This is a genomic window from Pantoea sp. CFCC18179, assembly GCF_059412405.1.
This window is the reverse complement of record NZ_JBNBPM010000025.1, coordinates 1-25,956: the sequence shown is the minus strand read 5'-3', so window position 1 is coordinate 25,956 and position 25,956 is coordinate 1. Positions and strand designations below refer to the sequence as shown.

The following is a 25,956-nucleotide window of genomic DNA, read 5'->3' as shown; positions in this document are numbered from 1 at the left end:
TGAAAATGACTGTAACTCTGATCAAGCCAATCGCGATGGATCAGGGTCTGCGTTTCGCAATCCGTGAAGGCGGCCGTACTGTTGGTGCGGGTGTTGTTGCTGAAATTATCGCTTAATTGCGATAAGATTTGACGCAATGCACAAGGAAAGGGCATCATTTGATGCCCTTTTTGCACGCTGTTGTATAGAACCTGGCTCATCAGTGATTTTGCACCATAATCATTGCTGAGACAGGCTCTGTTTTACGGCGTTGGATACCGAGTTACGCTGCAAAAGCTCATTCGGTTTGGATGCCTCGCACTGCGGGGCAGTATAGTTTCTGAATTATTGTGGCAGGTTGGTTTATGAGTGCGAATACCGAAGCTCAAGGAAGCGGGCGCGGCCTTGAAGCGATGAAGTGGGTCGTTGTGATCGCCTTGCTCCTGGTGGCAATCGTCGGCAACTATATTTATCGCGATGTAACACTGCCTCTGCGTGCATTGGCTGTCGTTGTGTTGATTGCAGCTGCAGGCGGCATTGCACTGCTGACAATCAAAGGCAAAGCGACTGTAGCGTTTGCTCGTGAAGCAAGAACCGAAATGCGTAAGGTCATTTGGCCAACTCGCCAGGAAACATTGCACACCACGTTAATCGTCGCCGCGGTAACTGCCGTGATGTCACTGATTTTGTGGGGGCTGGATGGTATTCTGGTCCGTCTGGTATCGTTTATCACTGGCCTGAGGTTCTGAGATGTCTGAAGCTCCAAAAAAACGCTGGTACGTCGTTCAGGCGTTCTCCGGTTTTGAAGCCCGCGTAGCGAAATCGCTGCACGAGCATATCAAACTGCACAACATGGAAGAGCTTTTTGGCGAAGTCATGGTGCCGACTGAAGAAGTCGTCGAAATCCGTGGCGGTCAGCGTCGCAAAAGCGAACGTAAATTCTTCCCTGGCTACGTATTGGTTCAGATGGTGATGAATGACGCCAGCTGGCATTTAGTACGCAGTGTACCGCGTGTAATGGGCTTTATTGGCGGTACCTCTGACCGTCCTGCGCCAATCAGTGATAAAGAAGTTGATGCGATCATGAACCGCCTGCAGCAGGTTGGTGACAAGCCGCGTCCAAAAACGCTGTTCGAGCCAGGCGAAATGGTACGCGTCAGCGATGGTCCATTTGCCGACTTCAATGGTGTGGTCGAAGAAGTGGACTACGAAAAGAGTCGCTTGAAAGTCTCTGTTTCCATCTTTGGTCGTGCAACGCCTGTGGAACTCGACTTCGCTCAGGTGGAGAAAGGTTAATCCTTTTGTTCACTTTTTAGCTCTTGCAGAAGGCGCGAAATTTACCTATAATTTCGCGCCTTTTGTTTTTATGCGCTGCTAACAGCGTGTAAATCGTTATCACGGGGAGCCTGTTTTCCAGGCGCTAAAACCCAATAGAGGAAATATCATGGCCAAGAAAGTACAAGCCTACGTCAAGCTGCAAGTTGCAGCTGGTATGGCTAACCCAAGCCCACCTGTTGGTCCAGCACTGGGTCAGCAGGGTGTTAACATCATGGAATTCTGCAAAGCGTTCAACGCTAAGACTGAATCCCTGGAGAAAGGCCTGCCTACTCCAGTTGTTATCACCGTATACAGCGACCGTTCTTTCACTTTCGTTACTAAGACACCTCCTGCTGCCGTTCTGCTGAAAAAAGCAGCTGGCATCAAGTCTGGTTCTGGTAAGCCGAACAAAGATAAAGTCGGTAAAGTGACTCGTGCTCAGGTACGTGAAATCGCAGAAACTAAAGCTGCGGACATGACTGGTTCTGACGTAGAAGCGATGACTCGCTCTATCGAAGGTACTGCTCGTTCCATGGGCCTGGTAGTAGAGGATTAATAAATGGCTAAGCTGACCAAGCGCATGAGCGTAATTCGCGACAAAGTTGACGCGACCAAGCAGTACGACATCACCGAAGCTGTTGCTCTGTTGAAAGAACTGGCTACTGCTAAGTTCGTTGAGAGCGTAGACGTTGCTGTTAACCTCGGCATCGATGCACGTAAATCTGATCAGAACGTACGCGGCGCGACCGTTCTGCCACACGGTACTGGTCGTTCAGTACGTGTTGCCGTCTTCACCCAAGGTGCAAACGCTGAAGCTGCTAAAGCAGCTGGCGCAGAGCTGGTTGGTATGGAAGACCTGGCTGAGCAGATCAAAAAAGGCGAAATGAACTTTGACGTTGTTATCGCATCTCCAGATGCAATGCGCGTTGTTGGCCAGTTGGGTCAGGTTCTGGGCCCACGCGGTCTGATGCCAAACCCTAAAGTGGGTACTGTAACTCCTAACGTTGCTGAAGCAGTTAAGAATGCTAAAGCAGGTCAGGTTCGTTACCGTAACGACAAAAACGGCATCATCCACACTACCATCGGTAAAGTGGATTTTGACGCAGACAAATTGAAAGAAAACCTGGAATCTCTGCTGATTGCGCTGAAAAAAGCAAAACCATCACAGGCGAAAGGCGTGTACATCAAGAAAGTTAGCATCTCTACCACCATGGGCGCCGGCGTTGCCGTTGACCAGGCTGGTCTGAGCGCATCAGCAAACTAATTGCTGCTTGTAACGGGCGAAAAATTCATCTAGAATCTTACGCCCGTTGTGCTGGTTGATTACTCAACTCAGAACCCAGATTCAAAGTAACTGAGTCATCGAGCCTTAAAACTCAATAATTCAGCTGCTTAGGTTGGAGCCAGGCCTTATCCTGGCCTCCGTCCGAGACCGCAGGAGCGAAATATCCTAGATATCTTGCTTAATACCCTGCGTAGACGGTGACAGAACCAAAAAGAATTTTTTCTTCACTGGATTCTGCTCACCGTGTAATAGCGCTCATCACTTCCGGGTGAATGAGTGAAGTGAGTTCCGGGAAATTATTCCCGGCTAATCCAGGAGCAAAGCTAATGGCATTAAATCTTCAAGGCAAACAAGCGATTGTTGCTGAAGTTAGCGAAGTAGCCAAAGGCGCGCTTTCAGCGGTTGTTGCGGATTCTCGCGGCGTTACCGTTGATAAAATGACCGAACTGCGTAAAGCAGGTCGTGAAGCTGGCGTTTACATGCGTGTTGTTCGTAACACCCTGCTGCGCCGCGTCGTTGAAGGTACTCCTTTTGAGTGCCTGAAAGACACGTTTGTTGGTCCGACCCTGATTGCATATTCTTTGGAACACCCGGGCGCTGCTGCTCGTCTGTTCAAAGATTTCGCTAAAGCGAATGCAAAATTTGAGGTCAAAGCTGCAGCCTTTGAAGGTGAGCTGATCACGGCGGCCAATATTGACCGTCTGGCAACTCTGCCGACTTACGAAGAAGCACTGGCACGTCTGATGTCGACCATGAAAGAAGCCGCTGCTGGCAAACTGGTTCGCACTCTGGCTGCTGTGCGCGATGCAAAAGAAGCGGCTTAAGGCCAAATTCTTTTCCTTCGTGCTTGCTAACGTATAAACTTTTTCTGATTTTTAGGAACAATCGATATGTCTATCACTAAAGACCAAATTCTGGAAGCTGTTGCAGCTATGTCCGTAATGGAAGTAGTTGAGCTGGTTTCTGCTATGGAAGAAAAATTCGGCGTTTCTGCTGCTGCCGCTGTAGCTGTTGCTGCTGGCCCAGCTGAAGCTGTTGAAGAGAAAACTGAGTTCGACGTAATTCTGAAAGCTGCTGGCGCTAACAAAGTCGCAGTAATCAAAGCGGTACGTACTGCAACTGGCCTGGGCTTGAAAGAAGCTAAAGACCTGGTTGAAGCTACTGGCGCAATCAAAGAAGGCATCAGCAAAGATGACGCAGCTGCTCTGGAAGCACTGCTGAAAGAAGCTGGCGCTGAAGTTGAAGTTAAGTAAGACAACCTTCGGGTTGCAGCCTAAGTAACTTTAGGCTGATGGCTGGTGACTCTTAAGGTCACCAGCCTTTTTGCGCTACAGGGGAGTGATGGCGTTTCGCACTGTTTGTCCATCCCTCCTCTTCAATATCTTTTTCTATCGACGCCTTAATATACCGCTCTCCTGTGAAGGTTCCCTGCCTGCACAACGGCGATGAAATGATTTAAGAGTGATAGAAAGATGTATTGCATGGGGTGCACCGCATCGCATGAAAAACAAAATAGTGTTGCATGAACTGTCCTTATCAGGACGGACAGCGTGGTTCGACATGTCAGCTAGCTGAGGAACCCTATGGTTTACTCCTATACCGAGAAAAAACGTATTCGTAAGGATTTTGGTAAACGTCCACAAGTCTTGGACATACCTTATCTCCTTTCTATCCAGCTTGACTCGTTCCAGAAGTTTATCGAGCAAGATCCAGAAGGCCAATACGGTCTGGAAGCTGCCTTCCGCTCCGTATTCCCAATCTCAAGCTATAGCGGCAACTCTGAGTTGCAATATGTAAGCTACCGTTTGGGTGAGCCGGTCTTTGACGTAACTGAATGTCAGATCCGTGGCGTGACCTATTCGGCACCGCTGCGTGTGAAACTGCGTCTGGTGATCTACGAGCGCGAAGCGCCGGAAGGCACCGTAAAAGACATTAAAGAACAAGAAGTCTACATGGGTGAAATTCCGCTCATGACAGACAACGGTACCTTTGTTATCAACGGTACTGAGCGTGTTATCGTTTCTCAGCTGCATCGTAGTCCTGGCGTGTTCTTCGACAGCGATAAGGGTAAAACGCACTCTTCCGGTAAAGTGCTGTATAACGCACGTATTATCCCTTACCGCGGTTCATGGCTCGACTTCGAGTTTGACCCGAAAGACAACCTCTTCGTCCGTATTGACCGTCGTCGTAAGCTGCCGGCCAGTATCATTCTGCGCGCGTTAAACTTCACCTCAGAACAAATCCTTGATCTGTTCTTTGACAAAGTTGTTTATGAAATTCGCGACAACAAACTGCAGATGGAACTGGTGCCAGAGCGCCTGCGTGGTGAAACCGCCTCCTTCGATATCGAAGCCAACGGCACGGTCTACGTTGAGAAAGGTCGTCGCATCACTGCGCGCCATATCCGTCAGCTGGAAAAAGACAGCATTCAGCATATTGAAGTGCCAGTCGAATACATCGCGGGCAAAGTCGTTGCTAAAGACTACGTTGATCTGAACACCGGTGAGCTGATCGTTCCTGCCAACATGGAATTGTCTCTGGATCTGCTGGCGAAACTGAGCCAGTCGGGCCACAAGCGCATCGAAACTCTGTTCACCAACGACCTGGATCACGGTGCATATATCTCCGAGACCCTGCGTGTTGACCCAACCAACGATCGCTTGAGCGCGCTGGTTGAGATCTACCGCATGATGCGTCCTGGTGAGCCACCGACGCGTGAAGCCGCTGAAAACCTGTTCGAGAACCTGTTCTTCTCTGAAGATCGTTACGATCTTTCTGCGGTAGGCCGCATGAAGTTCAACCGTTCTCTGCTACGTGATGAAATCGAAGGTTCAGGCATCCTGAGCAAAGAAGACATCATCGAAGTGATGAAGAAACTTATCGGTATCCGTAACGGTATCGGTGAAGTGGATGATATCGATCACCTCGGCAACCGTCGTATTCGTTCTGTTGGCGAAATGGCAGAAAACCAGTTCCGTGTAGGTCTGGTGCGTGTTGAGCGTGCAGTTAAAGAACGTCTGTCTCTGGGCGATCTTGACACATTGATGCCGCAGGACATGATCAACGCCAAGCCAATCTCGGCGGCGGTGAAAGAGTTCTTCGGTTCAAGCCAATTGTCACAGTTCATGGACCAGAACAACCCGTTGTCTGAGATTACGCACAAACGTCGTATCTCTGCACTGGGCCCAGGCGGTCTGACTCGTGAGCGTGCTGGCTTCGAAGTACGTGACGTACACCCAACCCACTACGGTCGTGTATGTCCTATCGAAACGCCAGAAGGCCCGAACATCGGTCTGATTAACTCACTCTCTGTTTACGCGCAGACTAACGAATACGGTTTCCTCGAAACTCCGTATCGTCGCGTTGTTGACGGCAAAGTGAGTGATGAAATTCATTACCTCTCTGCGATTGAAGAGGGTAATTACGTTATCGCTCAGGCGAACACCAACCTTGCAGAAGATGGCAGCTTTGTTGACGATCTCGTCACTTGCCGTAGCAAAGGTGAATCAAGCCTGTTCAGCCGCGATCAAGTTGACTACATGGACGTTTCCACCCAGCAGGTGGTTTCTGTCGGTGCATCACTGATCCCGTTCCTGGAGCACGATGATGCTAACCGCGCCTTGATGGGTGCGAACATGCAACGTCAGGCAGTTCCAACTCTGCGAGCTGATAAGCCGCTGGTTGGTACTGGTATGGAACGCGCTGTAGCGGTTGACTCCGGTGTAACCGCTGTCGCGAAACGTGGTGGTACCGTTCAGTACGTTGATGCTTCTCGTATCGTTATCAAAGTTAACGAAGAAGAGATGTATCCGGGCGAAGCGGGTATCGACATCTACAACCTGACCAAATACACCCGTTCTAACCAGAACACCTGCATCAACCAGATGCCGTGTGTAAACCTGGGTGAGCCGATTGAACGTGGCGACGTGCTGGCTGACGGCCCGTCTACCGATCTCGGTGAACTGGCATTGGGTCAGAACATGCGCGTGGCGTTCATGCCATGGAACGGTTACAACTTCGAAGACTCCATCCTCGTTTCTGAGCGTGTGGTACAGGAAGACCGTTTCACCACCATTCACATCCAGGAACTGGCATGTGTGTCTCGTGACACCAAGCTGGGGCCAGAAGAGATCACCGCTGATATCCCGAATGTGGGTGAAGCTGCGCTTTCTAAACTGGATGAATCCGGCATCGTGTATATCGGTGCGGAAGTGACCGGTGGCGACATTCTGGTTGGTAAGGTAACACCGAAAGGTGAAACCCAGCTGACGCCAGAAGAAAAGCTGCTGCGTGCGATCTTCGGTGAAAAAGCCTCTGACGTGAAAGATTCGTCACTGCGCGTACCGAACGGCGTATCCGGTACTGTTATCGACGTGCAGGTCTTCACCCGTGATGGCGTGGAAAAAGACAAGCGCGCGCTGGAAATTGAAGAAATGCAGCTTAAGCAGGTTAAGAAAGACCTGTCTGAAGAATTGCAGATCTTCGAAGCGGGCCTGTTTGGTCGTATCCAGGCAGTACTGATCTCTGGTGGTGTTGAAGCTGAGAAGCTGGACAAACTGCCACGTGAGCGCTGGTTGGAACTGGGCCTGACTGACGAAGAGAAGCAGAATTCTCTGGAGCAGCTGGCTGAGCAGTATGACGAATTGAAGCACGAGTTTGAGAAGAAACTCGAAGCTAAGCGTCGCAAAATCACTCAAGGCGATGATCTGGCACCTGGCGTGCTGAAAATCGTTAAGGTGTATCTGGCCGTTAAACGTCAGATCCAGCCTGGTGACAAGATGGCAGGTCGTCACGGTAACAAGGGTGTTATCTCTAAGATTAACCCAATCGAAGACATGCCTTACGATGAGAACGGTACGCCGGTCGACATCGTACTGAACCCGCTGGGCGTACCATCGCGTATGAACATCGGTCAGATCCTGGAAACTCACTTAGGTATGGCGGCAAAAGGCATTGGTGAGAAGATCAATGCGATGCTGAAGAAGCAGGAAGAAGTTTCTAAACTGCGTGATTTCATTCAGCGTGCTTACGATCTGGGTACTGATGTGCGTCAGAAAGTTGACCTGAACACCTTCACAGATGACGAAGTACTGCGTCTGGCAGAAAACCTGAAGAAGGGTATGCCAATCGCGACTCCGGTATTTGATGGTGCGAAAGAGAGCGAAATCAAAGAGCTGTTGCAGCTTGGCGGTTTGCCTTCTTCCGGTCAGATCACCTTGTTTGATGGCCGTACCGGTGAGCAGTTTGAGCGTCAGGTAACCGTAGGTTACATGTACATGCTGAAACTGAACCACTTGGTCGACGACAAGATGCATGCGCGTTCTACCGGTTCTTACAGCTTGGTTACTCAGCAGCCGCTGGGTGGTAAAGCGCAGTTCGGTGGACAGCGCTTCGGTGAGATGGAAGTGTGGGCACTGGAAGCATACGGTGCCGCGTATACCCTGCAGGAAATGCTTACCGTTAAATCTGATGACGTTAACGGCCGTACGAAGATGTATAAAAACATCGTTGACGGCAACCATCAGATGGAACCGGGCATGCCGGAATCCTTCAACGTACTGTTGAAAGAGATTCGCTCGCTGGGTATCAACATCGAGCTGGAAGACGAGTAAGTACTCGCAAGTACTGGTTACGGGACGTGCACTTCGGGTGCGCGTCCCTGAGAGTTCCACTCCGACGGGAGCTAATCCGTGAAAGACTTACTTAAGTTTCTGAAAGCGCAAACTAAGACCGAAGAGTTTGATGCGATCAAAATTGCTCTGGCTTCGCCAGACATGATCCGTTCATGGTCTTTTGGTGAAGTTAAAAAGCCGGAAACCATTAACTACCGTACCTTCAAGCCGGAGCGTGACGGTCTTTTCTGCGCCCGTATTTTTGGACCGGTAAAAGATTACGAATGCCTGTGCGGTAAGTACAAGCGTTTGAAACATCGCGGCGTGATCTGTGAGAAGTGTGGCGTTGAAGTTACACAGACCAAAGTACGTCGTGAGCGCATGGGCCACATTGAGTTGGCTTCACCAACTGCGCACATTTGGTTCCTGAAATCACTGCCTTCGCGTATCGGCTTGCTGCTGGATATGCCGCTGCGTGATATCGAGCGCGTGCTGTACTTCGAATCATATGTGGTGATCGAAGGCGGCATGACCAACCTGGAAAAACGTCAGATTCTGACCGAAGAGCAGTACCTTGACGCGCTGGAAGAGTTCGGTGACGAATTTGACGCGAAGATGGGTGCGGAAGCTATCCAGGCGCTGCTGAAAAATATGGATCTGGAGCAAGAGTGCGAGCAGCTGCGTGAAGAGCTGAACGAAACCAACTCCGAGACCAAACGTAAGAAGCTGACCAAGCGTATTAAGTTGCTGGAAGCGTTCGTTCAGTCTGGTAACAAGCCAGAGTGGATGATCCTGACCGTTCTGCCGGTTCTGCCGCCAGATCTGCGTCCGCTGGTACCGCTGGATGGTGGTCGTTTCGCAACGTCAGATCTGAACGATCTGTATCGTCGTGTGATCAACCGTAACAACCGTCTGAAACGCCTGCTGGATCTGGCTGCGCCAGATATCATCGTACGTAACGAAAAACGTATGTTGCAGGAAGCGGTTGATGCACTGCTGGATAACGGCCGTCGTGGTCGCGCCATCACTGGCTCGAACAAGCGTCCGCTGAAATCTCTGGCAGACATGATCAAAGGTAAGCAGGGTCGTTTCCGTCAGAACCTGTTGGGTAAACGTGTTGACTACTCTGGTCGTTCAGTCATCACCGTTGGTCCATACCTGCGTCTGCATCAGTGCGGTCTGCCGAAGAAAATGGCTCTTGAGCTGTTCAAACCATTCATCTATGGCAAGTTGGAACTGCGTGGCCTGGCCACCACCATCAAAGCCGCTAAGAAAATGGTTGAGCGCGAAGAAGCTGTCGTTTGGGATATCCTGGACGAAGTGATCCGTGAGCACCCGGTACTGCTGAACCGTGCACCAACTCTGCACCGTTTGGGTATCCAGGCGTTTGAACCGGTTCTGATCGAAGGTAAAGCCATCCAGCTGCACCCGCTGGTTTGTGCGGCATATAACGCCGACTTCGATGGTGACCAGATGGCTGTTCACGTACCGCTGACGCTGGAAGCCCAGCTGGAAGCGCGTGCGCTGATGATGTCGACCAACAACATTCTGTCACCAGCGAACGGCGAGCCAATCATCGTTCCTTCTCAGGACGTTGTTTTGGGTCTGTACTACATGACCCGCGACAAAGTGAACGCCAAAGGCGAAGGCATGGTGCTGACTGGCCCGAAAGAAGCTGAGCGTGTTTACCGCGCTGGCTTGGCCGAGCTGCATGCACGCGTTAAAGTGCGTATCACCGAATACACAAAGAACGAGCAGGAAGAGTTCGTTGCGAAAACCAGCATTATCGACACCACCATTGGTCGTGCGATTCTGTGGATGATCGTACCGAAAGGCCTGCCTTACTCCATCGTCAACCAGGCGTTGGGTAAGAAAGCGATTTCCAAGATGCTGAACACCTGTTACCGCATCCTGGGCCTGAAGCCGACCGTTATCTTTGCTGACCAGACCATGTACACCGGTTTTGCTTACGCAGCCCGTTCAGGTGCCTCTGTAGGTATCGACGACATGGTAATCCCAGCGAAGAAAGCGGAAATCGTAGCCGAAGCGGAAGCGGAAGTTGCTGAGATTCAGGAACAGTTCCAGTCTGGTCTGGTAACTGCTGGCGAACGTTACAACAAAGTTATCGATATTTGGGCCGCCGCTAACGAACGCGTTTCCAAAGCGATGATGGATAACCTGCAAACTGAAACCGTTATCAACCGTGATGGCGTAGAAGAGCAGCAGGTTTCGTTCAACAGCATCTACATGATGGCCGACTCCGGTGCGCGTGGTTCTGCAGCACAGATTCGTCAGCTGGCCGGTATGCGTGGTCTGATGGCTAAGCCAGATGGCTCAATCATCGAAACGCCGATCACCGCGAACTTCCGTGAAGGTCTGAACGTACTCCAGTACTTCATCTCGACGCACGGTGCGCGTAAAGGTCTTGCGGATACCGCACTGAAAACCGCTAACTCCGGTTATCTGACGCGTCGTCTGGTAGACGTTGCACAGGATCTGGTTGTTACCGAAGATGACTGCGGCACGTTCGAAGGCATCATGATGACTCCGGTCATCGAAGGTGGCGACGTTAAAGAGCCACTGCGTGAGCGTGTTCTGGGTCGTGTGACTGCGGAAGACGTTCTGAAGCCGGGCACTGCGGACATCCTGATTCCGCGTAACACCCTGATCGATGAGCACTGGTGTGATGTGATCGAACTGAATTCAGTCGATGCGATCAAAGTGCGTTCGGTTGTTGGCTGTGAAACCGACTTCGGTGTGTGCGCACACTGCTACGGTCGCGATCTGGCACGTGGTCACATCATCAATAAAGGTGAGGCCATCGGTGTTATCGCAGCACAGTCCATCGGTGAGCCGGGTACTCAGCTGACGATGCGTACGTTCCACATCGGTGGTGCGGCATCTCGTGCGGCTGCTGAATCCAGCATCCAGGTGAAGAACAAAGGTACTATCAAGCTGACCAACGCGAAGTCAGTAACCAACTCCTCAGGGAAGCTGGTTATCGTTTCACGTAACGTTGAGCTGAAAATGATCGACGAGTTCGGTCGTACCAAAGAGAGCTATAAAGTGCCTTACGGTGCGGTCATGGCTAAAGGTGATGGCGAGCAGGTTGCAGCGGGCGAAACCGTAGCAAACTGGGATCCGCATACCATGCCGGTCATCACCGAAGTGGGCGGTTTCATTCGCTTCACTGACATGATCGACGGTCAGACGATTACTCGTCAGACTGATGACCTGACCGGTCTGTCATCGCTGGTGGTTCTGGATTCTGCAGAACGTACTGCGGGCGGTAAAGATCTGCGTCCTGCGCTGAAAATCGTTGATGCCAATGGTAATGATGTTCTGATTCCTGGTACCGATATGCCAGCTCAGTACTTCCTGCCGGGCAAAGCGATTGTCCAGTTGGAAGATGGCGTTAAGATCAGTGCCGGTGATACGCTGTCGCGTGTTCCGCAGGAATCTGGCGGTACCAAGGATATTACCGGTGGTCTGCCGCGCGTTGCTGACTTGTTCGAAGCGCGTCGTCCGAAAGAGCCAGCAATCCTGGCGGAGATTAGCGGTATCATCTCCTTCGGTAAAGAGACCAAAGGTAAGCGTCGTCTGGTGATCACGCCGGTTGATGGTAGCGATCCGTACGAAGAGATGATTCCAAAATGGCGTCAGCTTAACGTATTCGAAGGTGAGCGCGTGGAACGTGGTGACGTCGTATCTGACGGCCCAGAGTCTCCGCACGACATCCTGCGTCTGCGTGGCGTCCATGCTGTGACCCGTTACATCACTAACGAAGTGCAGGAAGTTTACCGTCTGCAAGGCGTTAAGATTAACGATAAACACATTGAAGTCATCGTTCGTCAGATGCTGCGTAAAGCAACCATCTCGAGCGTGGGAAGCACTGACTTCCTGGAAGGTGAGCAGGCTGAATACTCACGCATCAAGATCTCTAACCGTGAACTTGAAGCAAATGGCAAAATCGGCGCGACCTTCATGCGCGATCTGCTGGGTATCACCAAAGCGTCACTGGCAACCGAATCGTTCATCTCTGCAGCATCGTTCCAGGAAACTACACGTGTCCTGACCGAAGCAGCAGTTGCAGGTAAGCGTGATGAACTGCGCGGCCTGAAAGAGAACGTAATCGTGGGTCGTCTGATCCCAGCCGGTACCGGTTATGCTTATCACCAGGATCGTATGCGTCGCCGCTCTGCGGGTGAAGTGCCGGTTGCACCGCAGGTTACTGCGGATGAAGCCTCTGCTAGCCTGGCTGAATTGCTGAACGCAGGCTTGGGTGGAAGCGACGACGAGTAATTCGTCCGCTAAAGCTTAGCCAATAAAAAACCCTGCCTCGGCAGGGTTTTTTTTCGCCTCAATATTGGTAAGGCTCAAAGTCGCTATAACTTGCGGCAAATATCCTGGCGCGTCAGCCCAATGTCGCGTAACTGGTTGTCACTTAACTGCGAGAGGATGCGGGCGGTTTCACGCCGAGCCTTCCAGCTTTTGACCATGCGTACTGCACCACGAAAAATATCCAGCAAAGTGACGTTGAACGGTTTTGCTGCACGATTCTGATCGAATTCCATAATCCTTGCCCTCAGTAGGTTGCCTGAGGAGCATTGTCTATTTCCTGCACGTTACGATACAGATGCAAAAATCACTTATCTTTAACATACAGATTGCGCTCTAATGGATCTGAATGGTAATAATAAATGCCATCTGTACTGGTTTTCTTTCGATAATGACTGGCCGAGGCATACGATGACACGTTACCAACATTTAGCCTGCTTGCTTTCCGATCGTATTGAGCAAGGGCTGTATCGCAGCGGCGAGCGCTTACCATCGGTGCGTACATTAAGCCTTGAGCATGGCGTGAGTATCAGCACCGTGCAGCAGGCTTATCATCTGTTGGAAGAGAAGCAGCTTATCGTGCCGCAGCCGCGTTCGGGCTATTTTGTCGCCACGCGCAAAGCCACGCCGCCGGTTCCGGCGTTGACACGTCCTGCTCAGCGCCCGGTGGAGATCACGCAGTGGGAGTCGGTGCTGGAGTTGCTCAGCAGTCGTACCAGCAACGATGTATTGCAACTCGGAAGCGGGATACCCGATTTGACGCAGCCAACGTTGAAACCGCTGTGGAAAATACAGAGTCGCATGGCGCAGAAGCAGGATATCGATCAACTCAACTATGATAGCTTGCTCGGCGTGGCGGCATTGCGTGAGCAGGTGGCGCGCTTGACCATCGACAGCGGCTGCCAGCTCACAGCGGAAGATATTGTTATTACCACCGGCTGTCACGAAGCGTTGTCGATTTCGATCCGCGCGACTTGTCAGGCTGGTGACATCATCGCTGTTGAATCGCCAACTTTTCACGGCACCATGCAGACTTTGCGTGGTTTTGGCATTCGCGCCATCGAGATTCCTACTGATTCGGTAACAGGTATCAGCCTGGAAGCGCTGGAATTGGCCTTCGAGCAATGGCCGGTCAAAGCCGTAGTCGTGGTGCCAAACTGCAATAACCCGCTGGGATTCATCATGCCCGAAGCTCGCAAACGTGCACTGCTGACGTTGGCGCAGCGTTTTGATGCGGCAATTATTGAAGACGAAGTGTATGGCGAGTTGGCGTGGGAATATCCACGTCCGATTACCATTAAGTCGCTGGATAACGATGGCCGTGTGTTGTTGTGCAGTTCGTTTTCGAAAACTTTGGCGCCGGGATTGCGCGTGGGTTGGGTTGCGCCGGGACGTTATCGCGATCGTGTGCTGCATATGAAATACATCAGCACCGGTTCTACAGCGACGCAGGCGCAACACGCGGTGGCGGAGTTTATTCGCCTTGGCCATTATTTGCCGCATCTGCGCCGTATGCGCCAGGTTTACCAGCGCAATTACGAAACCTTTAGCTGCTGGGTACGCCACTATTTTCCATGCGGAATCTGTGTGTCACGACCGCAAGGTAGTTTCCTGATGTGGATCGAGCTGCCCGAAGCGTTTGATGCGATAAAGCTGAATAGCGAATTGCGTGAGCTGAAAATACAGGTCGCGGTAGGATCCCTGTTTTCGGCATCGGGTAAATATCGCAATTGCTTGCGCCTGAACTACGGTTTGCCAATAAACGAGCACACTGAGCAGGCGATTGCCAAACTCGGTGCCGCAGTGGAGCGTGCCATGATGGCCTGTGGTATTGAAACTGTGCATGCTTCCTCCCTGACTATTTAAAGAAAGGCAGGGCTGGAAGAGGTTAGAACCAGCCCTGGCCCGCTGCAAGCGACAGCGGGCAGGCACACTTTAATCTTGTCTGGAAATCACGCTAGTCGTCTCTTTAGAACGATACGTGACAGATTCCAGCATACTTGCTCGCCTTACAGTGCATTACATCGCTTCTGCGGATGGCGTTCCATTTTCCACTAGCGCCAGCAGTTCCTCGGTTGCCGCGCGCCAGTCTGCCGCTTGGGTAATTGCACTGACTACCGCAATGCTGCCCACGCCAGTCGCGAGCACTTCAGGTACGCGCGCCAGCGAAATTCCGCCAATCGCCACGGTTGATACATCCTGCAAACGCGCCAGATGACGTTTTAATTCCACCACGCCTTGTGGGGCTGAGGGCATATCTTTGGTTTGCGTCGGATAGATGTGCCCCAGTGCAATGTACGAAGGGCGCAATGCCAGCGCGCGATCCAGCTCGGCATCATCATGCGTCGATAAGCCAAGGCGTAATCCGGCCTGACGAATGGCGGCTAAGTCAGCAACATCCAGATCTTCCTGGCCAAGATGCACGCCGTAAGCGTTGTATTTAATGGCTAAACGCCAGTAATCATTGATAAACAGGCGGGCACGATACTGTTTGCCAAGTGCAATCGCCTCGCGCACAGCATCTTCTACTTCGTGATCCTGGCAATCTTTGATACGCAGCTGGATGGTGCGCACCCCCGCTTCAAGCAGGCGCGCAATCCACTCCACGCTATCAACTACCGGATACAGCCCCAGTTTCCGGGATGTGGCTGGGAAGGCGTCAGTCATACTTTTTCCTTTTTAAGTGCATCGGCAGCGTGGTAAAGCTCGCCACCATGATTGCGGAAGGCATCCGACATTTGCGCCATGCCAATCTCAATGGGCTGGGCTTCAGCCTGTTGGCGGGCGGCAAATTCGCGCACTTCCTGGGTAATTTTCATTGAGCAGAATTTCGGGCCGCACATTGAGCAGAAATGCGCGACTTTTCCTGACTCTTGCGGCAAGGTTTCATCGTGATAGGCGCGAGCGGTGTGCGGATCGAGCGCCAGATTGAACTGATCTTCCCAGCGGAATTCGAATCGCGCTTTGGACATCGCATTGTCGCGGATCTGCGCACCGGGATGGCCTTTTGCCAGATCCGCGGCGTGCGCAGCGATCTTGTAGGTGATCAGCCCTTGTTTTACGTCTTCTTTATTTGGCAAACCCAAGTGTTCTTTGGGCGTCACGTAGCACAACATAGCGCAGCCAAACCAACCGATCATTGCCGCACCAATGCCAGAAGTGAAATGATCGTAACCGGGCGCGATATCGGTGGTTAATGGGCCAAGCGTATAAAACGGCGCTTCATGGCAGTGTTCCAGTTGTTCGGTCATATTGCGGCGAATCATCTGCATCGGCACATGTCCCGGACCTTCAATCATCACCTGCACATCATATTCCCAGGCGATTTTGGTCAGCTCGCCCAGCGTGTGCAGTTCCGCAAATTGCGCTTCATCGTTGGCATCCTGAATCGAGCCGGGACGCAAGCCATCGCCCAACGACAAGGCAACATCATAGGCGGCACAAATTTCACAAATCTCACGGAAATGCAGATACAGGAAGCTTTCGGTGTGATGCGATAAGCACCATTTCGCCATGATCGATCCACCGCGCGAGACAATGCCCGTCAGGCGTTTGGCGGTCATCGGCACATAGCGCAGCAGCACGCCTGCATGAATGGTGAAGTAATCCACGCCTTGCTCCGCTTGCTCCAGCAAGGTGTCGCGAAATATCTCCCAGTTAAGATCTTCCGCCACGCCGTTCACTTTTTCGAGCGCTTGATAAATCGGCACTGTGCCAATCGGCACCGGACTGTTTCGCAGAATCCATTCGCGCGTTTCATGAATATAGCGGCCGGTTGAGAGATCCATCACGGTGTCTGCACCCCAACGCGTCGACCACACCAGTTTCTCCACCTCTTCCTCAATGGAGGAACTCACCGCTGAATTGCCGATATTGGCATTCACTTTCACCAGAAAGTTACGGCCAATAATCATCGGTTCGGATTCGGGGTGGTTGATGTTACTTGGAATGATGGCGCGGCCGCTGGCGACTTCCTGGCGCACGAATTCGGCGGTGATATTTTCCGGCAAATGCGCGCCGAAACTGTGGCCGGGATGTTGCTGCAATAACACTTCACCCCGGATTCGCTCGCGTCCCATGTTTTCCCGCACCGCAATGAATTCCATCTCCGGCGTGATGATGCCCTGGCGTGCATAGTGCAGTTGAGTCACGCGGCGACCGGCTTTGGCACGGCGCGGTTGTGGCAGATGCTCAAAGCGCAGATGGTCGAGGCCTTCATCGGCTAAACGCTGCTGCGTGTAACTGGAACTGAGCTGGTGGATGGTTTCACTGTCGCCACGTTCATCAATCCACGCGGCGCGCAGCTTGGCTAATCCCTGATGCACATCGATTTTGGCATCGGGATCGCCATAAGCACCAGCGGTGTCATATACCGGAACGGGTTCGTTCTGCTCATATTGCGGGTTATCTTTCGTGCCGCCAATATGCGTGGGGCTGAGCTGAATCTCGCGCATCGGCACGCGAATATCTGCACGGCTGCCGGTGATCCAGATGCGTTTGGAGTTAGGGAAGGCGGTTCCCTGTAGTGAATCGATAAATTCTTGCGCTTGCGCGCGTTGCTCACGACGTGACGTTTTAGCAGCAGACATAGCAAGTTTCCTGTGTAAGTGGGAAGTTGCTTGTCCAGAGTTCGGAAGGAGTAACAGCGACGATGCTGGGCGCCAGCTTGCAGCGTGCTGATAATATTTACTCTTGTTCCCTTCGCAGGTACTAGCCTGATCAGGTTCCGCGGATCCCGAATTAACGGTCTCAGCCCCTAAGGGCACTCCGACAAGGTGTTAGTTTTACGATATAAGCTGCTTTGCTTGCTATTTCACGCCTGGGCAGTGCTCGTGACCGTCACGTACTTCGTGTACGCTCCGGTCCCTGCGCGCTGTCCGAGCGCGAACTATCTGCGCACGCTACGCTTATATCGCAAAATTTGGCTCTTCAAGGCCATAAAAAGGCATTAAAAAAGCCCATTCAGCATAAGAGGGCTTTTTGGGAATAACAAGTATTTTACAATTTTTGCGATTTAGGCCGGGCGGGCGATGTGGCTGTCATTGGCTACCGGCGGGCGCGCCAGTTGATGTTCCCACGCCAGCTGCACCAACTTGTCTTCCAACGTAAAACGCGATTCCAGCACTTCGCCAACTTCCGATAACGCCTGCTGAAACCCCGTGCAGTTATCGTCATTAATCGCCTGCTGCAAATGGCCGTCATACAACTGCATGATGCGATCGGTATTGGCCTCAAGTGCCGGATAAATCTGCGCGGCAACCAACAATGGGCTATCACCCTGCATCTCGCTGACAATGTGTTCATACACGCTGAAATGGCCGGTAGAAAGGTAATCCACCAGGTTGTGACAAAATGCATCCAGCGCTTGTTCATCCAGCGCAGTTAGGGCATCTTTTTGCGGCTTCAAGCCAATCAGCTCGTAGTAGGTGACGAGCAGTTGTCGACGGGCGCGCAGCCACGTATCGACCAATTCATTACCGCCACCTACTCGCTCTGTCAGGTCATCTAACTGGGTAAGCATATGGGGCTCCAGGTAGGTTATAGTTGTTAATTACACACTTAATATTAGGGTTTCAGCGTGCGAGTTGACGCTAAGGACAACGATTAAGATGCAACGTGAGATCTCAAGCTTAGACGCTGGTTGGTGGGTTGTCAGCCACGAGCAAAAACTTTGGTTGCCGCAGGGCGAGCTGCCGCATGGCTTATCCAGCGAGTTTGGACTGGATGGCAGCGACGGGATTTTGATTGGCGAATGGCAGGGCGAAAATGTGTGGCTGGTGCGTCAATCAAGGCCGGATAGCATGGCTTCAGTGCGTCAATTGATTGATGAAGATGTTGGGCTGTTTCAGATCGCCGGACGCGGCGTGCAGCTGGCGGAGTTCTACCGCTCGCATCGCTGGTGCGGTTACTGCGGCCATGAAATGCATCTCAGTAAGCGTGAATTTGCCTGCTTATGTCATCACTGCCGTGAACGTTATTACCCACAAATTGCGCCCTGCATTATTGTCGCCATCCGTCGTGGCGATGAAATTCTGCTCGCCAATCATGCTCGTCATCGCAACAACATTTATACCGTGCTGGCAGGCTTTGTCGAAGTGGGCGAAACCCTGGAACAAGCGGTGGCGCGCGAAGTGATGGAAGAGAGCAATGTGCGAGTGAAAAATGTGCGCTATGTGACTTCCCAACCGTGGCCGTTCCCGCATTCATTAATGATGGCCTACATGGCGGAATATGACGGCGGCGAGTTGCAACACGACGGCAAAGAGCTGCTGGATGCCGGTTGGTATCGCTACGACGATCTGCCGCTGTTACCGCCGCCCGGCACGGTTGCGCGTCGTTTGATTGAAGATACCGTTGCCCTGTGTCGCGCCAGCGCGGCGTGAAAATGCTACACTGCCGGCCTTAGCATGAGAGAGCCCATTATGAGTGAACTGAAGAACGATCGTTATCTGCGCGCCCTGTTACGTCAGCCGGTAGATGTCACGCCGGTATGGATGATGCGACAAGCTGGGCGCTATTTGCCGGAGTACAAAGCCACGCGCGCTGAGGCCGGTGATTTTATGTCGCTGTGTAAGAACGCTGAGCTGGCGTGTGAAGTCACGCTGCAACCGCTGCGCCGCTATGCGCTGGACGCCGCGATCCTCTTCAGCGATATCCTCACCATTCCCGATGCGATGGGACTTGGTCTCTATTTCGAAACTGGCGAAGGCCCGCGTTTTTCCAATCCGATCACCTGCCGTGCCGATGTCGAAAAGCTGCCGGTGCCCGATCCTGAGCAAGAACTCGGTTATGTGATGAATGCGGTACGCACCATTCGCCATAACCTGAAAGGCGAAGTGCCGCTGATCGGTTTCTCTGGCAGCCCGTGGACACTGGCGACTTATATGGTGGAAGGCGGCAGCAGCAAAGCCTTTACCAAAATCAAAAAGATGATGTATGCCGATCCGCAAACCCTGCATCTGATGCTGGATAAGCTGGCGGACAGCGTCATTCTTTATCTCAACGCCCAGATCAAAGCCGGCGCGCAGTCGGTCATGGTATTTGATACCTGGGGCGGCGTGCTGACCGGGCGCGATTACCGCGAGTTTTCGTTGTATTACATGCACAAAATCGTCGATAGCGTGCTGCATGAGAATGAAGGTCGCCGCGTACCGATTACGCTGTTCACCAAAGGTGGCGGCCAATGGCTCGAAGCGATGGCCGCAACCGGCTGCGATGCGTTGGGACTCGATTGGACCACGGATATTGCCGATGCGCGTCGCCGTGTAGGCGATAAAGTTGCGCTGCAAGGCAACATGGATCCTTCCATGCTGTATGCGCCGCCAGCGCGTATTGAGCAGGAAGTTGCAGGCATTCTTGAGGGGTTTGGCGCGGGCGAAGGCCACGTGTTCAATCTCGGCCACGGCATCCATCCTGATGTGCCACCGGAACACGCTGGCGCGTTTGTCGAAGCGGTACATCGTTTGTCGCGTCCTTATCATCAGGGTTGAGAATGGATTTAGCCGCATTACGGCAGGAACAACTGCAACGCGCTGCTGACGTGGTGCGGCAAGATGATTTCGATGTGTTGCCGCCGCGTTTGATTGGCGGCGCAGATGTCGGTTTTGAACAGGGCGGCGAGATCACCCGCGCCGCCTTGGTTATCCTCGAGTATCCCTCTTTAACGCTGGTGGAGCATCGCATCGCGCGTATTGCTACCACCATGCCGTATATTCCTGGCTTCCTATCCTTCCGTGAAATGCCGGCGCTGCAAGCGGCGTGGCGGCAGCTTTCGTTGAAACCCGATCTGCTCTTTGTGGATGGTCACGGTATTTCCCATCCGCGTCGCCTCGGTGTGGCTGCGCATTTCGGTTCGCTGGTGGATGTCCCGACCATCGGCGTGGCGAAGAAGCGCTTGTGTGGCCGCTTTGCTGATCTGGCTGCTGAACCGGGCAGCCGCCAACCGTTGATCGATAAAGGTGAACAGATTGGTTGGGTGTGGCGCAGCAAAGCGCGCTGCAATCCGCTGTTTATCTCGACCGGCCATCGCGTGAGCATCGACAGCGCGTTGCATTGGGTAGAGGCCTGCACTAAGGGTTATCGTCTGCCGGAACCTACGCGCTGGGCAGATGCCGTCGCTTCGGGGCGTCCGGCGTATCTGCGTTGGCAAAATGCGCGTTAGCGCTGTTTGCGCCTAACTTTTGCGGTACACTGCCGCCAGCTAACCTATTGAGAGTAAGTTTGATGTTACAGAATCCCGTCCATTTGCGTATGGCGAAGCTGGAAAGCTGGCAGCATATGACCTTTATGGCCTGCCTCTGCGAACGTATGTTCCCCAATTATTGGGCTTTCTGTCAGCAGACCGAATTTGCCGATCCGCAGCTCTACCGCCGCATCCTCGATCTGATCTGGGAAAGCCTGACGGTGAAAGACGCCAAAATCAATTTCGATACGCAGTTGGAAAAACTGGAAGCCGCCATTCCCGATGGCGATGATTTTGAGGTTTATGGCGTGCACCCAGCGATTGATGCTTGCGTGGCACTGAGTGAATTGCTGCATGCTCAGCTCAGCGGTGAAACGCTGGAGCACGCGGTGGAAGTCAGCCGCACGTCAATTACGACCGTTGCCATCCTGGAAATGACGCAAGCCGGTCGTGAAATGAGCGATGAAGAGCTGCGTGAAAACCAGGCTGTGATTGATGAATGGGACTTGCAGTGGGAGATTTTCCGCCTGTTGTCAGAGTGCGAAGAGCGCGACTTAGAATTGATTAAAGGCCTGCGTTCTGACCTGCGTGAAGCGGGAATCAGTAACATCGGTATACTTTTTCAGCAATAAGGCAAGAAAACGTGACTTCAGGCCTGAATTACCGCGCCTGGAGGCTTCACATCGGCCCCCTGTCTGGTCTACATTTGGGGGGCTGAAAATTGTGGCTATCGGTGCGTGCTGGCTGAACAAGGCTTTTAATGGCTTTTCCCGCGTACCCGTTGCTTAGCAAGCGATAAATACACTTTAAGGATAACTTATGAACAAGACTCAACTGATTGATGTGATCGCAGAGAAAGCTGACCTGTCTAAAGCCCAGGCTAAAACTGCGCTGGAATCTACCCTGGCTGCGATCACTGAGTCTCTGAAAGAAGGTGATGCTGTACAACTGGTTGGTTTTGGTACTTTTAAAGTGAACCACCGCGCTGAGCGTACCGGTCGCAACCCGCAGACTGGCAAAGAGATCAAAATCGCTGCGGCTAACGTGCCAGCGTTCGTCTCAGGCAAAGCTCTGAAAGACGCTGTTAAGTAAGTTTCCGCATTGCGGTTTAGCTTTAAAAGAAGGGGCGTTAACGCCCCTTTTTGTTGCCTGGAGCCTGCCATGCTGAAACTCCTTTCTCAGCGCGTTTACGGCCTGTTATTCGCAGCATTACTCACTGGCTGTAGTTCCACTCCTGATCTTCCTGCCTTTACGGCGAGCGGCTATTTGGCCGACCGCGGCACCGTGCGCATCTGGCGCAAAAATAGCGATCATCAAACCGTTCATCTGCGCACCGTTTTCACGCCGTTCAATGGCGATGCGATGGAAACCACCGATTACAATTGGCAGCAACAGCAGCTGATTAGCGTGGAGCGCCACGTTGCAGGCGCGCAGCCAGACGATGTGACTTTGCGCTTCGATCATCAAGGCAATCTCAATTTCATGCAGCGTCAGCTCGCCGGGCGGCGTGAAGCGGTCAGCGCCGATAGCATTGAGCTATACCGCTTCGATGCGCAGCGCATGCTGGACCAAAGCAATGCGTTGCTGAGTGGCCGCGTGTTGTTGAACCAGGGCCATTGGCTGGGTGGCACGCAAGTGCGTGATTGCAGCGGTAAAGTGGTCAGTGTTGGTTTCGATAGTTCAACGCTGGCTACGCTGAGTCGCCAACAGCTAAGTCAATCTGCGCCATTAATGGTGTCGTGGCTGGAAGCGCCGGAAGGGATACAACTGCTGCGTGCAACTTCAGAGGATGAATGCAGCTGGCAGCCGCAAGAGAGTGATTTCTGACGAAATGATAAGGGGCACACGCGGTGCCCCTTGTAATGCTTACTTGCGGTTAATCGCGCGGTAACCGATATCGCGGCGGCAGAAGCTGCCATCCCACGAAATATGTTGCGCCAGCGCATAGGCGTTCTTCTGCGCCGCGGCAACATCTTCACCCAACGCGGTTACACACAGCACGCGCCCGCCGTTGGTCACAACGAGATCGTCTTTCATGGTGGTACCGGCATGGAATACTTTGCCATCTGGCACTTCTTCCAGCGGCAGGCCGTGGATCTGATCGCCCGTGTTGTAGTCGCCCGGATAACCGCCAGCAGCCAGAACAACACCCAGTGAAGGGCGCGGATCCCACTGCGAGGTTTGTTGATCCAATTTGCCGTCAGTCGCTGCCAGACACAGCTCAACCAGATCCGATTGCAGACGCAACATGATCGGCTGTGTTTCTGGATCGCCGAAACGGCAGTTGAACTCGATCACTTTTGGCTGACCAGCTTTGTCGATCATCAAACCGGCATACAGGAAACCGGTATAGATGTTGCCTTCTGCTTTCATGCCGTTCACGGTTGGCCAGATGATCTGATCCATCACGCGCTGGTGGATCTCGTCGGTAACCACTGGCGCGGGAGAATACGCTCCCATGCCGCCGGTATTCGGGCCGGTATCGCCATCGCCGACGCGTTTGTGATCCTGGCTGGTGGCCATTGGCAGCACATTGTTGCCATCGACCATCACGATAAAGCTGGCTTCTTCGCCATCAAGGAATTCTTCAATCACGATGCGGTGACCGGCATCGCCGAACGCGTTACCAGCCAGCATATCCTGCACAGCTGCTTCCGCTTCAGCCAGTTCCATCGCCACGATCACGCCTTTACCTGCTGCGAGTCCGTCGGCTTTAATCACGATTGGCGCGCCTTTCTCACGCAGATACGCCAGCGCGGGTTCCACTTCGGTGAAGTTCTGGTATTCAGCGGTTGGGATCTGCTGACGTGCCAGGAAATCTTTAGTGAAGGCTTTAGAACCTTCTAACTGCGCAGCCGCTTGAGTTGGGCCGAAGATTTTCAGACCGGCGGCGCGGAATGCATCAACGACACCAATCACTAACGGCGCTTCAGGGCCAACGATGGTCAGGTCGATATTTTCTTTCTGCGCAAAGGCCAGCAGTGCGGGCACATCGGTGGCGCTGATTGCCACGTTTTGCAGAGCCGGCTCCAGTGCGGTTCCGGCATTGCCTGGCGCGACAAACACGGTTTCAGCCAGCGGTGACTGTGCTGCTTTCCACGCCAAAGCGTGTTCACGTCCGCCATTACCAATTACTAAAATTTTCATCTGTACTGTTCCCAACGATTAATGGCGGAAATGACGCATGTCGGTGAAGATCATCGCGATACCGTGCTCGTCGGCAGCGGCAATCACTTCATCATCACGAATTGAACCGCCTGGCTGAATTACGCAGGTGATGCCGACAGCTGCCGCGGCGTCGATGCCGTCGCGGAACGGGAAGAAGGCGTCAGAAGCCATGGCTGAACCTTTGACTTCCAGACCTTCGTCAGCAGCTTTGATACCGGCAATTTTGGCTGAGTAAACACGGCTCATCTGGCCGGCGCCTATCCCGATGGTCATATTGTCACGCGCATAGACGATGGCGTTAGACTTGACGAACTTCGTCACTTTCCAGCAGAACAGCGCATCACGCAGTTCCTGCTCGCTTGGCTGGCGCTTGCTGACCACGCGCAACTGGCTGGCATCCACCATCCCCAGATCGCGATCCTGCACCAATATGCCACCGTTCACGCGTTTGAAATCCAACGCCGATACGCGACCTTGCCACTGACCACATACCAGAACGCGGACATTCTGCTTAGTGGCAGTGACTTTCAGCGCCGCTTCGCTGGCTGATGGCGCGATGATCACTTCAACAAATTGACGGCTGATGATTGCCTGCGCGGTCGCTTCGTCCAGCTCGCGGTTGAAGGCGATGATACCGCCGAAAGCGGAAGTCGGGTCAGTTTTGTAGGCACGTTCGTAAGCGTCGAGAATCGAACCGCCAACGGCCACGCCACACGGGTTGGCGTGTTTGACGATCACACAAGCTGCTTCATCAAACTCTTTCACGCACTCTAGTGCGGCATCAGTATCGGCGATGTTGTTGTAAGAGAGTGCTTTACCCTGAACTTGCTGCGCCGTGGCGACAGAGGCTTCAGCCACATTCTCTTCTATATAGAAGGCGGCATCCTGATGGCTGTTTTCGCCGTAACGCATATCCTGCTTCTTAATGAAGTTGAGGTTCAGCGTGCGTGGGAAGCGGCCAGCAGGTTCTTTGCTGTCGCTGTGATAGGCCGGAACCAGGCTACCGAAGTAGTTGGCAATCATACTGTCGTAGGCGGCGGTATGTTCGAAGGCTTTGATGGCCAGATCGAAACGCGTTTCCAGCGTCAGTGAGTTTTCGTTGGCATCCAGCTCGGCAATGATGGCTGCGTAGTCGCTGCTCTTCACCACAATCGCTACGTCTTTATGGTTTTTGGCCGCAGAGCGAACCATGGTTGGACCGCCGATATCGATGTTCTCGACTGCATCAGCCAGCGAGCAATCCGGTTTAGCCACAGTTTGGGCAAAGGGATAAAGGTTTACTACCACCATGTCGATTGGGTTGATGGCATGCTCGGCCATGATGGCATCATCCTGACCGCGACGACCCAAAATACCGCCGTGCACTTTCGGGTGCAGCGTTTTGACGCGTCCATCCATCATTTCCGGAAAACCGGTGTAGTCAGAAACTTCAGTGACGGGCAGGCCCGCATCTGCCAGCAGACGTGCAGTACCGCCTGTGGAGAGCAGCTCAACACCACGACTGGAGAGTGCCTGAGCAAATTCGAGGATGCCGGCTTTGTCTGAGACACTGAGCAGAGCGCGGCGTACTGGACGACGTTGTTGCATGGTGGTTTTATCCCTTGGCTTTGTTTCGCGTAATAAAGAGCGTTACATCAAGCTTAGTGTTTCTCTTCTATATAGAAGAGAAGACTTGCCTCATGTAACGCCCCAAAAGGGGCATCCTTGACGTCGCCGGGCATTGTAGCGAAAACGTTTGCGTGATGCTCGCCTAAATTCATTTGTGCGATGGAGTGTGGATAAGTGTGTGTGTAACTGCGTATAAGGCGGGGTTTTGCTGTGGAATGCAGCGAACAGTTGTTTTTATTGAATTTAGCGGTTGCGTGCTGCGAACAACTCCCTATAATGCGCCTCCATCGACACGGCACAACGGTTTACGGAATACGGTGTTCGATAGGAAGATTCGAAAGAACTTCCGCCGGATGAAAACGCTGAAAAAAGTGTTTGACTCCGAAGGAGGAAAGCGTAATATACGCCACCTCGCGACAGACGGTTCAGCCGCTGCTCGCAACGCTCTTTAACAATTTATCAGACAA

General features: G+C 52.8%; 22 protein-coding genes and 1 riboswitch. Of the genes, 16 read left to right on the top strand and 6 right to left on the bottom strand.

Features of this window, described 5'->3' with window-relative positions; translation table 11 throughout:
- From ACPUC7_RS23800 to rpoC, 9 genes are all read left to right on the top strand, one after another.
- Window positions 1-116: EF-Tu C-terminal domain-related protein (locus ACPUC7_RS23800; RefSeq protein ID WP_459077140.1), on the top strand; the 116-nt coding region annotated here is incomplete at its 5' end.
- A gap of 228 nt (window positions 117-344) precedes the next feature.
- A complete protein-coding gene (gene secE / locus ACPUC7_RS23795; protein ID WP_008108388.1) occupies window positions 345-728 on the top strand; it encodes a preprotein translocase subunit SecE in 384 nt (127 codons plus the stop codon).
- A 1-nt stretch (window position 729) separates the two neighbouring features.
- Window positions 730-1,275: a transcription termination/antitermination protein NusG gene (gene nusG / locus ACPUC7_RS23790; protein WP_007886300.1), complete on the top strand. Its 546-nt coding sequence runs from the start codon at window positions 730-732 to the stop codon at window positions 1,273-1,275.
- Window positions 1,276-1,423: 148 nt separating this feature from the next.
- On the top strand, window positions 1,424-1,852 hold the full coding sequence (gene rplK, locus ACPUC7_RS23785) for a 50S ribosomal protein L11 (RefSeq protein WP_008108393.1): 429 nt from the start codon (window positions 1,424-1,426) through the stop codon (window positions 1,850-1,852).
- A gap of 3 nt (window positions 1,853-1,855) precedes the next feature.
- A complete protein-coding gene (gene rplA, locus ACPUC7_RS23780; protein ID WP_494924804.1) occupies window positions 1,856-2,560 on the top strand; it encodes a 50S ribosomal protein L1 in 705 nt (234 codons plus the stop codon).
- A 347-nt stretch (window positions 2,561-2,907) separates the two neighbouring features.
- Window positions 2,908-3,405: a 50S ribosomal protein L10 gene (rplJ, locus tag ACPUC7_RS23775; protein WP_007886294.1), complete on the top strand. Its 498-nt coding sequence runs from the start codon at window positions 2,908-2,910 to the stop codon at window positions 3,403-3,405.
- Window positions 3,406-3,471: 66 nt separating this feature from the next.
- Entirely contained in the window at window positions 3,472-3,834 is a 363-nt protein-coding gene (gene rplL, locus ACPUC7_RS23770; RefSeq protein ID WP_494924803.1) for a 50S ribosomal protein L7/L12, read from the top strand.
- Window positions 3,835-4,164: 330 nt separating this feature from the next.
- The gene (rpoB, locus tag ACPUC7_RS23765; RefSeq protein WP_494924802.1) at window positions 4,165-8,193 is read left to right on the top strand and encodes a DNA-directed RNA polymerase subunit beta; all 4,029 of its coding nucleotides are present in this window, start codon (window positions 4,165-4,167) and stop codon (window positions 8,191-8,193) included.
- Window positions 8,194-8,271: 78 nt separating this feature from the next.
- Window positions 8,272-12,495, top strand: a complete 4,224-nt coding sequence (rpoC, locus tag ACPUC7_RS23760; RefSeq protein WP_494924801.1) for a DNA-directed RNA polymerase subunit beta' — start codon at window positions 8,272-8,274, stop codon at window positions 12,493-12,495.
- Window positions 12,496-12,578: 83 nt separating this feature from the next.
- On the opposite strand, the gene ACPUC7_RS23755 is transcribed toward rpoC, so the two are convergent.
- Window positions 12,579-12,767, bottom strand: coding sequence for a DUF1127 domain-containing protein (locus ACPUC7_RS23755; protein ID WP_343554600.1), 189 nt, complete (start codon window positions 12,765-12,767; stop codon window positions 12,579-12,581).
- A 175-nt stretch (window positions 12,768-12,942) separates the two neighbouring features.
- On the opposite strand from ACPUC7_RS23755, the gene ACPUC7_RS23750 reads away from it, so the two are divergent.
- Window positions 12,943-14,397 (top strand): aminotransferase-like domain-containing protein, encoded by a 1,455-nt coding sequence (locus tag ACPUC7_RS23750; RefSeq protein ID WP_494924800.1) that lies wholly within the window; start codon window positions 12,943-12,945, stop codon window positions 14,395-14,397.
- A gap of 153 nt (window positions 14,398-14,550) precedes the next feature.
- Here the strand turns inward: ACPUC7_RS23750 and thiE are convergent, their stop codons facing one another.
- The 3 genes from thiE to rsd all read right to left on the bottom strand — a co-directional run bounded on the left by thiE (window position 14,551) and on the right by rsd (window position 18,052).
- The gene (thiE, locus tag ACPUC7_RS23745; RefSeq protein WP_494924799.1) at window positions 14,551-15,198 is read right to left on the bottom strand and encodes a thiamine phosphate synthase; all 648 of its coding nucleotides are present in this window, start codon (window positions 15,196-15,198) and stop codon (window positions 14,551-14,553) included.
- Window positions 15,195-17,120, bottom strand: a complete 1,926-nt coding sequence (gene thiC, locus ACPUC7_RS23740; protein ID WP_494924798.1) for a phosphomethylpyrimidine synthase ThiC — start codon at window positions 17,118-17,120, stop codon at window positions 15,195-15,197. Before thiC ends, thiE begins: the two co-directional genes overlap by 4 nt.
- A 90-nt stretch (window positions 17,121-17,210) precedes the next feature.
- Window positions 17,211-17,311, bottom strand: a riboswitch (TPP riboswitch).
- A gap of 234 nt (window positions 17,312-17,545) precedes the next feature.
- Window positions 17,546-18,052 (bottom strand): sigma D regulator, encoded by a 507-nt coding sequence (rsd, locus tag ACPUC7_RS23735; protein ID WP_494924797.1) that lies wholly within the window; start codon window positions 18,050-18,052, stop codon window positions 17,546-17,548.
- Between the two features lie 88 nt (window positions 18,053-18,140).
- Between rsd and nudC the strand changes: the two genes are divergently transcribed.
- From nudC to ACPUC7_RS23705, 6 genes are all read left to right on the top strand, one after another.
- Window positions 18,141-18,914, top strand: coding sequence for an NAD(+) diphosphatase (gene nudC / locus ACPUC7_RS23730; RefSeq protein WP_494924796.1), 774 nt, complete (start codon window positions 18,141-18,143; stop codon window positions 18,912-18,914).
- A gap of 39 nt (window positions 18,915-18,953) precedes the next feature.
- Window positions 18,954-20,021, top strand: coding sequence for a uroporphyrinogen decarboxylase (hemE, locus tag ACPUC7_RS23725; protein WP_343554606.1), 1,068 nt, complete (start codon window positions 18,954-18,956; stop codon window positions 20,019-20,021).
- A gap of 2 nt (window positions 20,022-20,023) precedes the next feature.
- Window positions 20,024-20,692, top strand: coding sequence for a deoxyribonuclease V (nfi, locus tag ACPUC7_RS23720; protein WP_494924795.1), 669 nt, complete (start codon window positions 20,024-20,026; stop codon window positions 20,690-20,692).
- A gap of 62 nt (window positions 20,693-20,754) precedes the next feature.
- Window positions 20,755-21,345: a YjaG family protein gene (locus ACPUC7_RS23715; RefSeq protein ID WP_343554608.1), complete on the top strand. Its 591-nt coding sequence runs from the start codon at window positions 20,755-20,757 to the stop codon at window positions 21,343-21,345.
- A gap of 187 nt (window positions 21,346-21,532) precedes the next feature.
- The gene (gene hupA, locus ACPUC7_RS23710; RefSeq protein ID WP_343554609.1) at window positions 21,533-21,805 is read left to right on the top strand and encodes a nucleoid-associated protein HU-alpha; all 273 of its coding nucleotides are present in this window, start codon (window positions 21,533-21,535) and stop codon (window positions 21,803-21,805) included.
- Between the two features lie 69 nt (window positions 21,806-21,874).
- Window positions 21,875-22,540 carry a DUF1481 domain-containing protein gene (locus ACPUC7_RS23705; protein ID WP_494924794.1) on the top strand — a complete coding sequence of 222 codons (666 nt, stop codon included), beginning with the start codon at window positions 21,875-21,877 and terminating at the stop codon, window positions 22,538-22,540.
- 39 nt (window positions 22,541-22,579) lie between these two features.
- Here ACPUC7_RS23705 and purD read toward each other — a convergent pair whose 3' ends face one another.
- Window positions 22,580-23,860: a phosphoribosylamine--glycine ligase gene (gene purD, locus ACPUC7_RS23700; RefSeq protein WP_494924793.1), complete on the bottom strand. Its 1,281-nt coding sequence runs from the start codon at window positions 23,858-23,860 to the stop codon at window positions 22,580-22,582.
- An 18-nt stretch (window positions 23,861-23,878) separates the two neighbouring features.
- On the bottom strand, window positions 23,879-25,468 hold the full coding sequence (gene purH / locus ACPUC7_RS23695) for a bifunctional phosphoribosylaminoimidazolecarboxamide formyltransferase/IMP cyclohydrolase (protein WP_494924792.1): 1,590 nt from the start codon (window positions 25,466-25,468) through the stop codon (window positions 23,879-23,881).
- Window positions 25,469-25,956 lie beyond the last annotated feature (488 nt).

Bases quoted from the DNA above. Each gene is read 5' to 3' on its own strand.
- ACPUC7_RS23750 (WP_494924800.1), top strand. From the start codon at position 12,943: ATGACACGTTACCAACATTTAGCCTGCTTGCTTTCCGATCGTATTGAG.
- purD (WP_494924793.1), bottom strand. From the start codon at position 23,860: ATGAAAATTTTAGTAATTGGTAATGGCGGACGTGAACACGCTTTGGCG.
- hemE (WP_343554606.1), top strand. From the start codon at position 18,954: ATGAGTGAACTGAAGAACGATCGTTATCTGCGCGCCCTGTTACGTCAG.
- thiC (WP_494924798.1), bottom strand. From the start codon at position 17,120: ATGTCTGCTGCTAAAACGTCACGTCGTGAGCAACGCGCGCAAGCGCAA.
- thiE (WP_494924799.1), bottom strand. From the start codon at position 15,198: ATGACTGACGCCTTCCCAGCCACATCCCGGAAACTGGGGCTGTATCCG.
- nfi (WP_494924795.1), top strand. From the start codon at position 20,024: ATGGATTTAGCCGCATTACGGCAGGAACAACTGCAACGCGCTGCTGAC.
- rplK (WP_008108393.1), top strand. From the start codon at position 1,424: ATGGCCAAGAAAGTACAAGCCTACGTCAAGCTGCAAGTTGCAGCTGGT.
- nudC (WP_494924796.1), top strand. From the start codon at position 18,141: ATGCAACGTGAGATCTCAAGCTTAGACGCTGGTTGGTGGGTTGTCAGC.
- ACPUC7_RS23715 (WP_343554608.1), top strand. From the start codon at position 20,755: ATGTTACAGAATCCCGTCCATTTGCGTATGGCGAAGCTGGAAAGCTGG.
- ACPUC7_RS23705 (WP_494924794.1), top strand. From the start codon at position 21,875: ATGCTGAAACTCCTTTCTCAGCGCGTTTACGGCCTGTTATTCGCAGCA.
- ACPUC7_RS23755 (WP_343554600.1), bottom strand. From the start codon at position 12,767: ATGGAATTCGATCAGAATCGTGCAGCAAAACCGTTCAACGTCACTTTG.
- secE (WP_008108388.1), top strand. From the start codon at position 345: ATGAGTGCGAATACCGAAGCTCAAGGAAGCGGGCGCGGCCTTGAAGCG.
- rplJ (WP_007886294.1), top strand. From the start codon at position 2,908: ATGGCATTAAATCTTCAAGGCAAACAAGCGATTGTTGCTGAAGTTAGC.
- rpoB (WP_494924802.1), top strand. From the start codon at position 4,165: ATGGTTTACTCCTATACCGAGAAAAAACGTATTCGTAAGGATTTTGGT.
- rplA (WP_494924804.1), top strand. From the start codon at position 1,856: ATGGCTAAGCTGACCAAGCGCATGAGCGTAATTCGCGACAAAGTTGAC.
- purH (WP_494924792.1), bottom strand. From the start codon at position 25,468: ATGCAACAACGTCGTCCAGTACGCCGCGCTCTGCTCAGTGTCTCAGAC.
- hupA (WP_343554609.1), top strand. From the start codon at position 21,533: ATGAACAAGACTCAACTGATTGATGTGATCGCAGAGAAAGCTGACCTG.
- nusG (WP_007886300.1), top strand. From the start codon at position 730: ATGTCTGAAGCTCCAAAAAAACGCTGGTACGTCGTTCAGGCGTTCTCC.
- rplL (WP_494924803.1), top strand. From the start codon at position 3,472: ATGTCTATCACTAAAGACCAAATTCTGGAAGCTGTTGCAGCTATGTCC.
- rsd (WP_494924797.1), bottom strand. From the start codon at position 18,052: ATGCTTACCCAGTTAGATGACCTGACAGAGCGAGTAGGTGGCGGTAAT.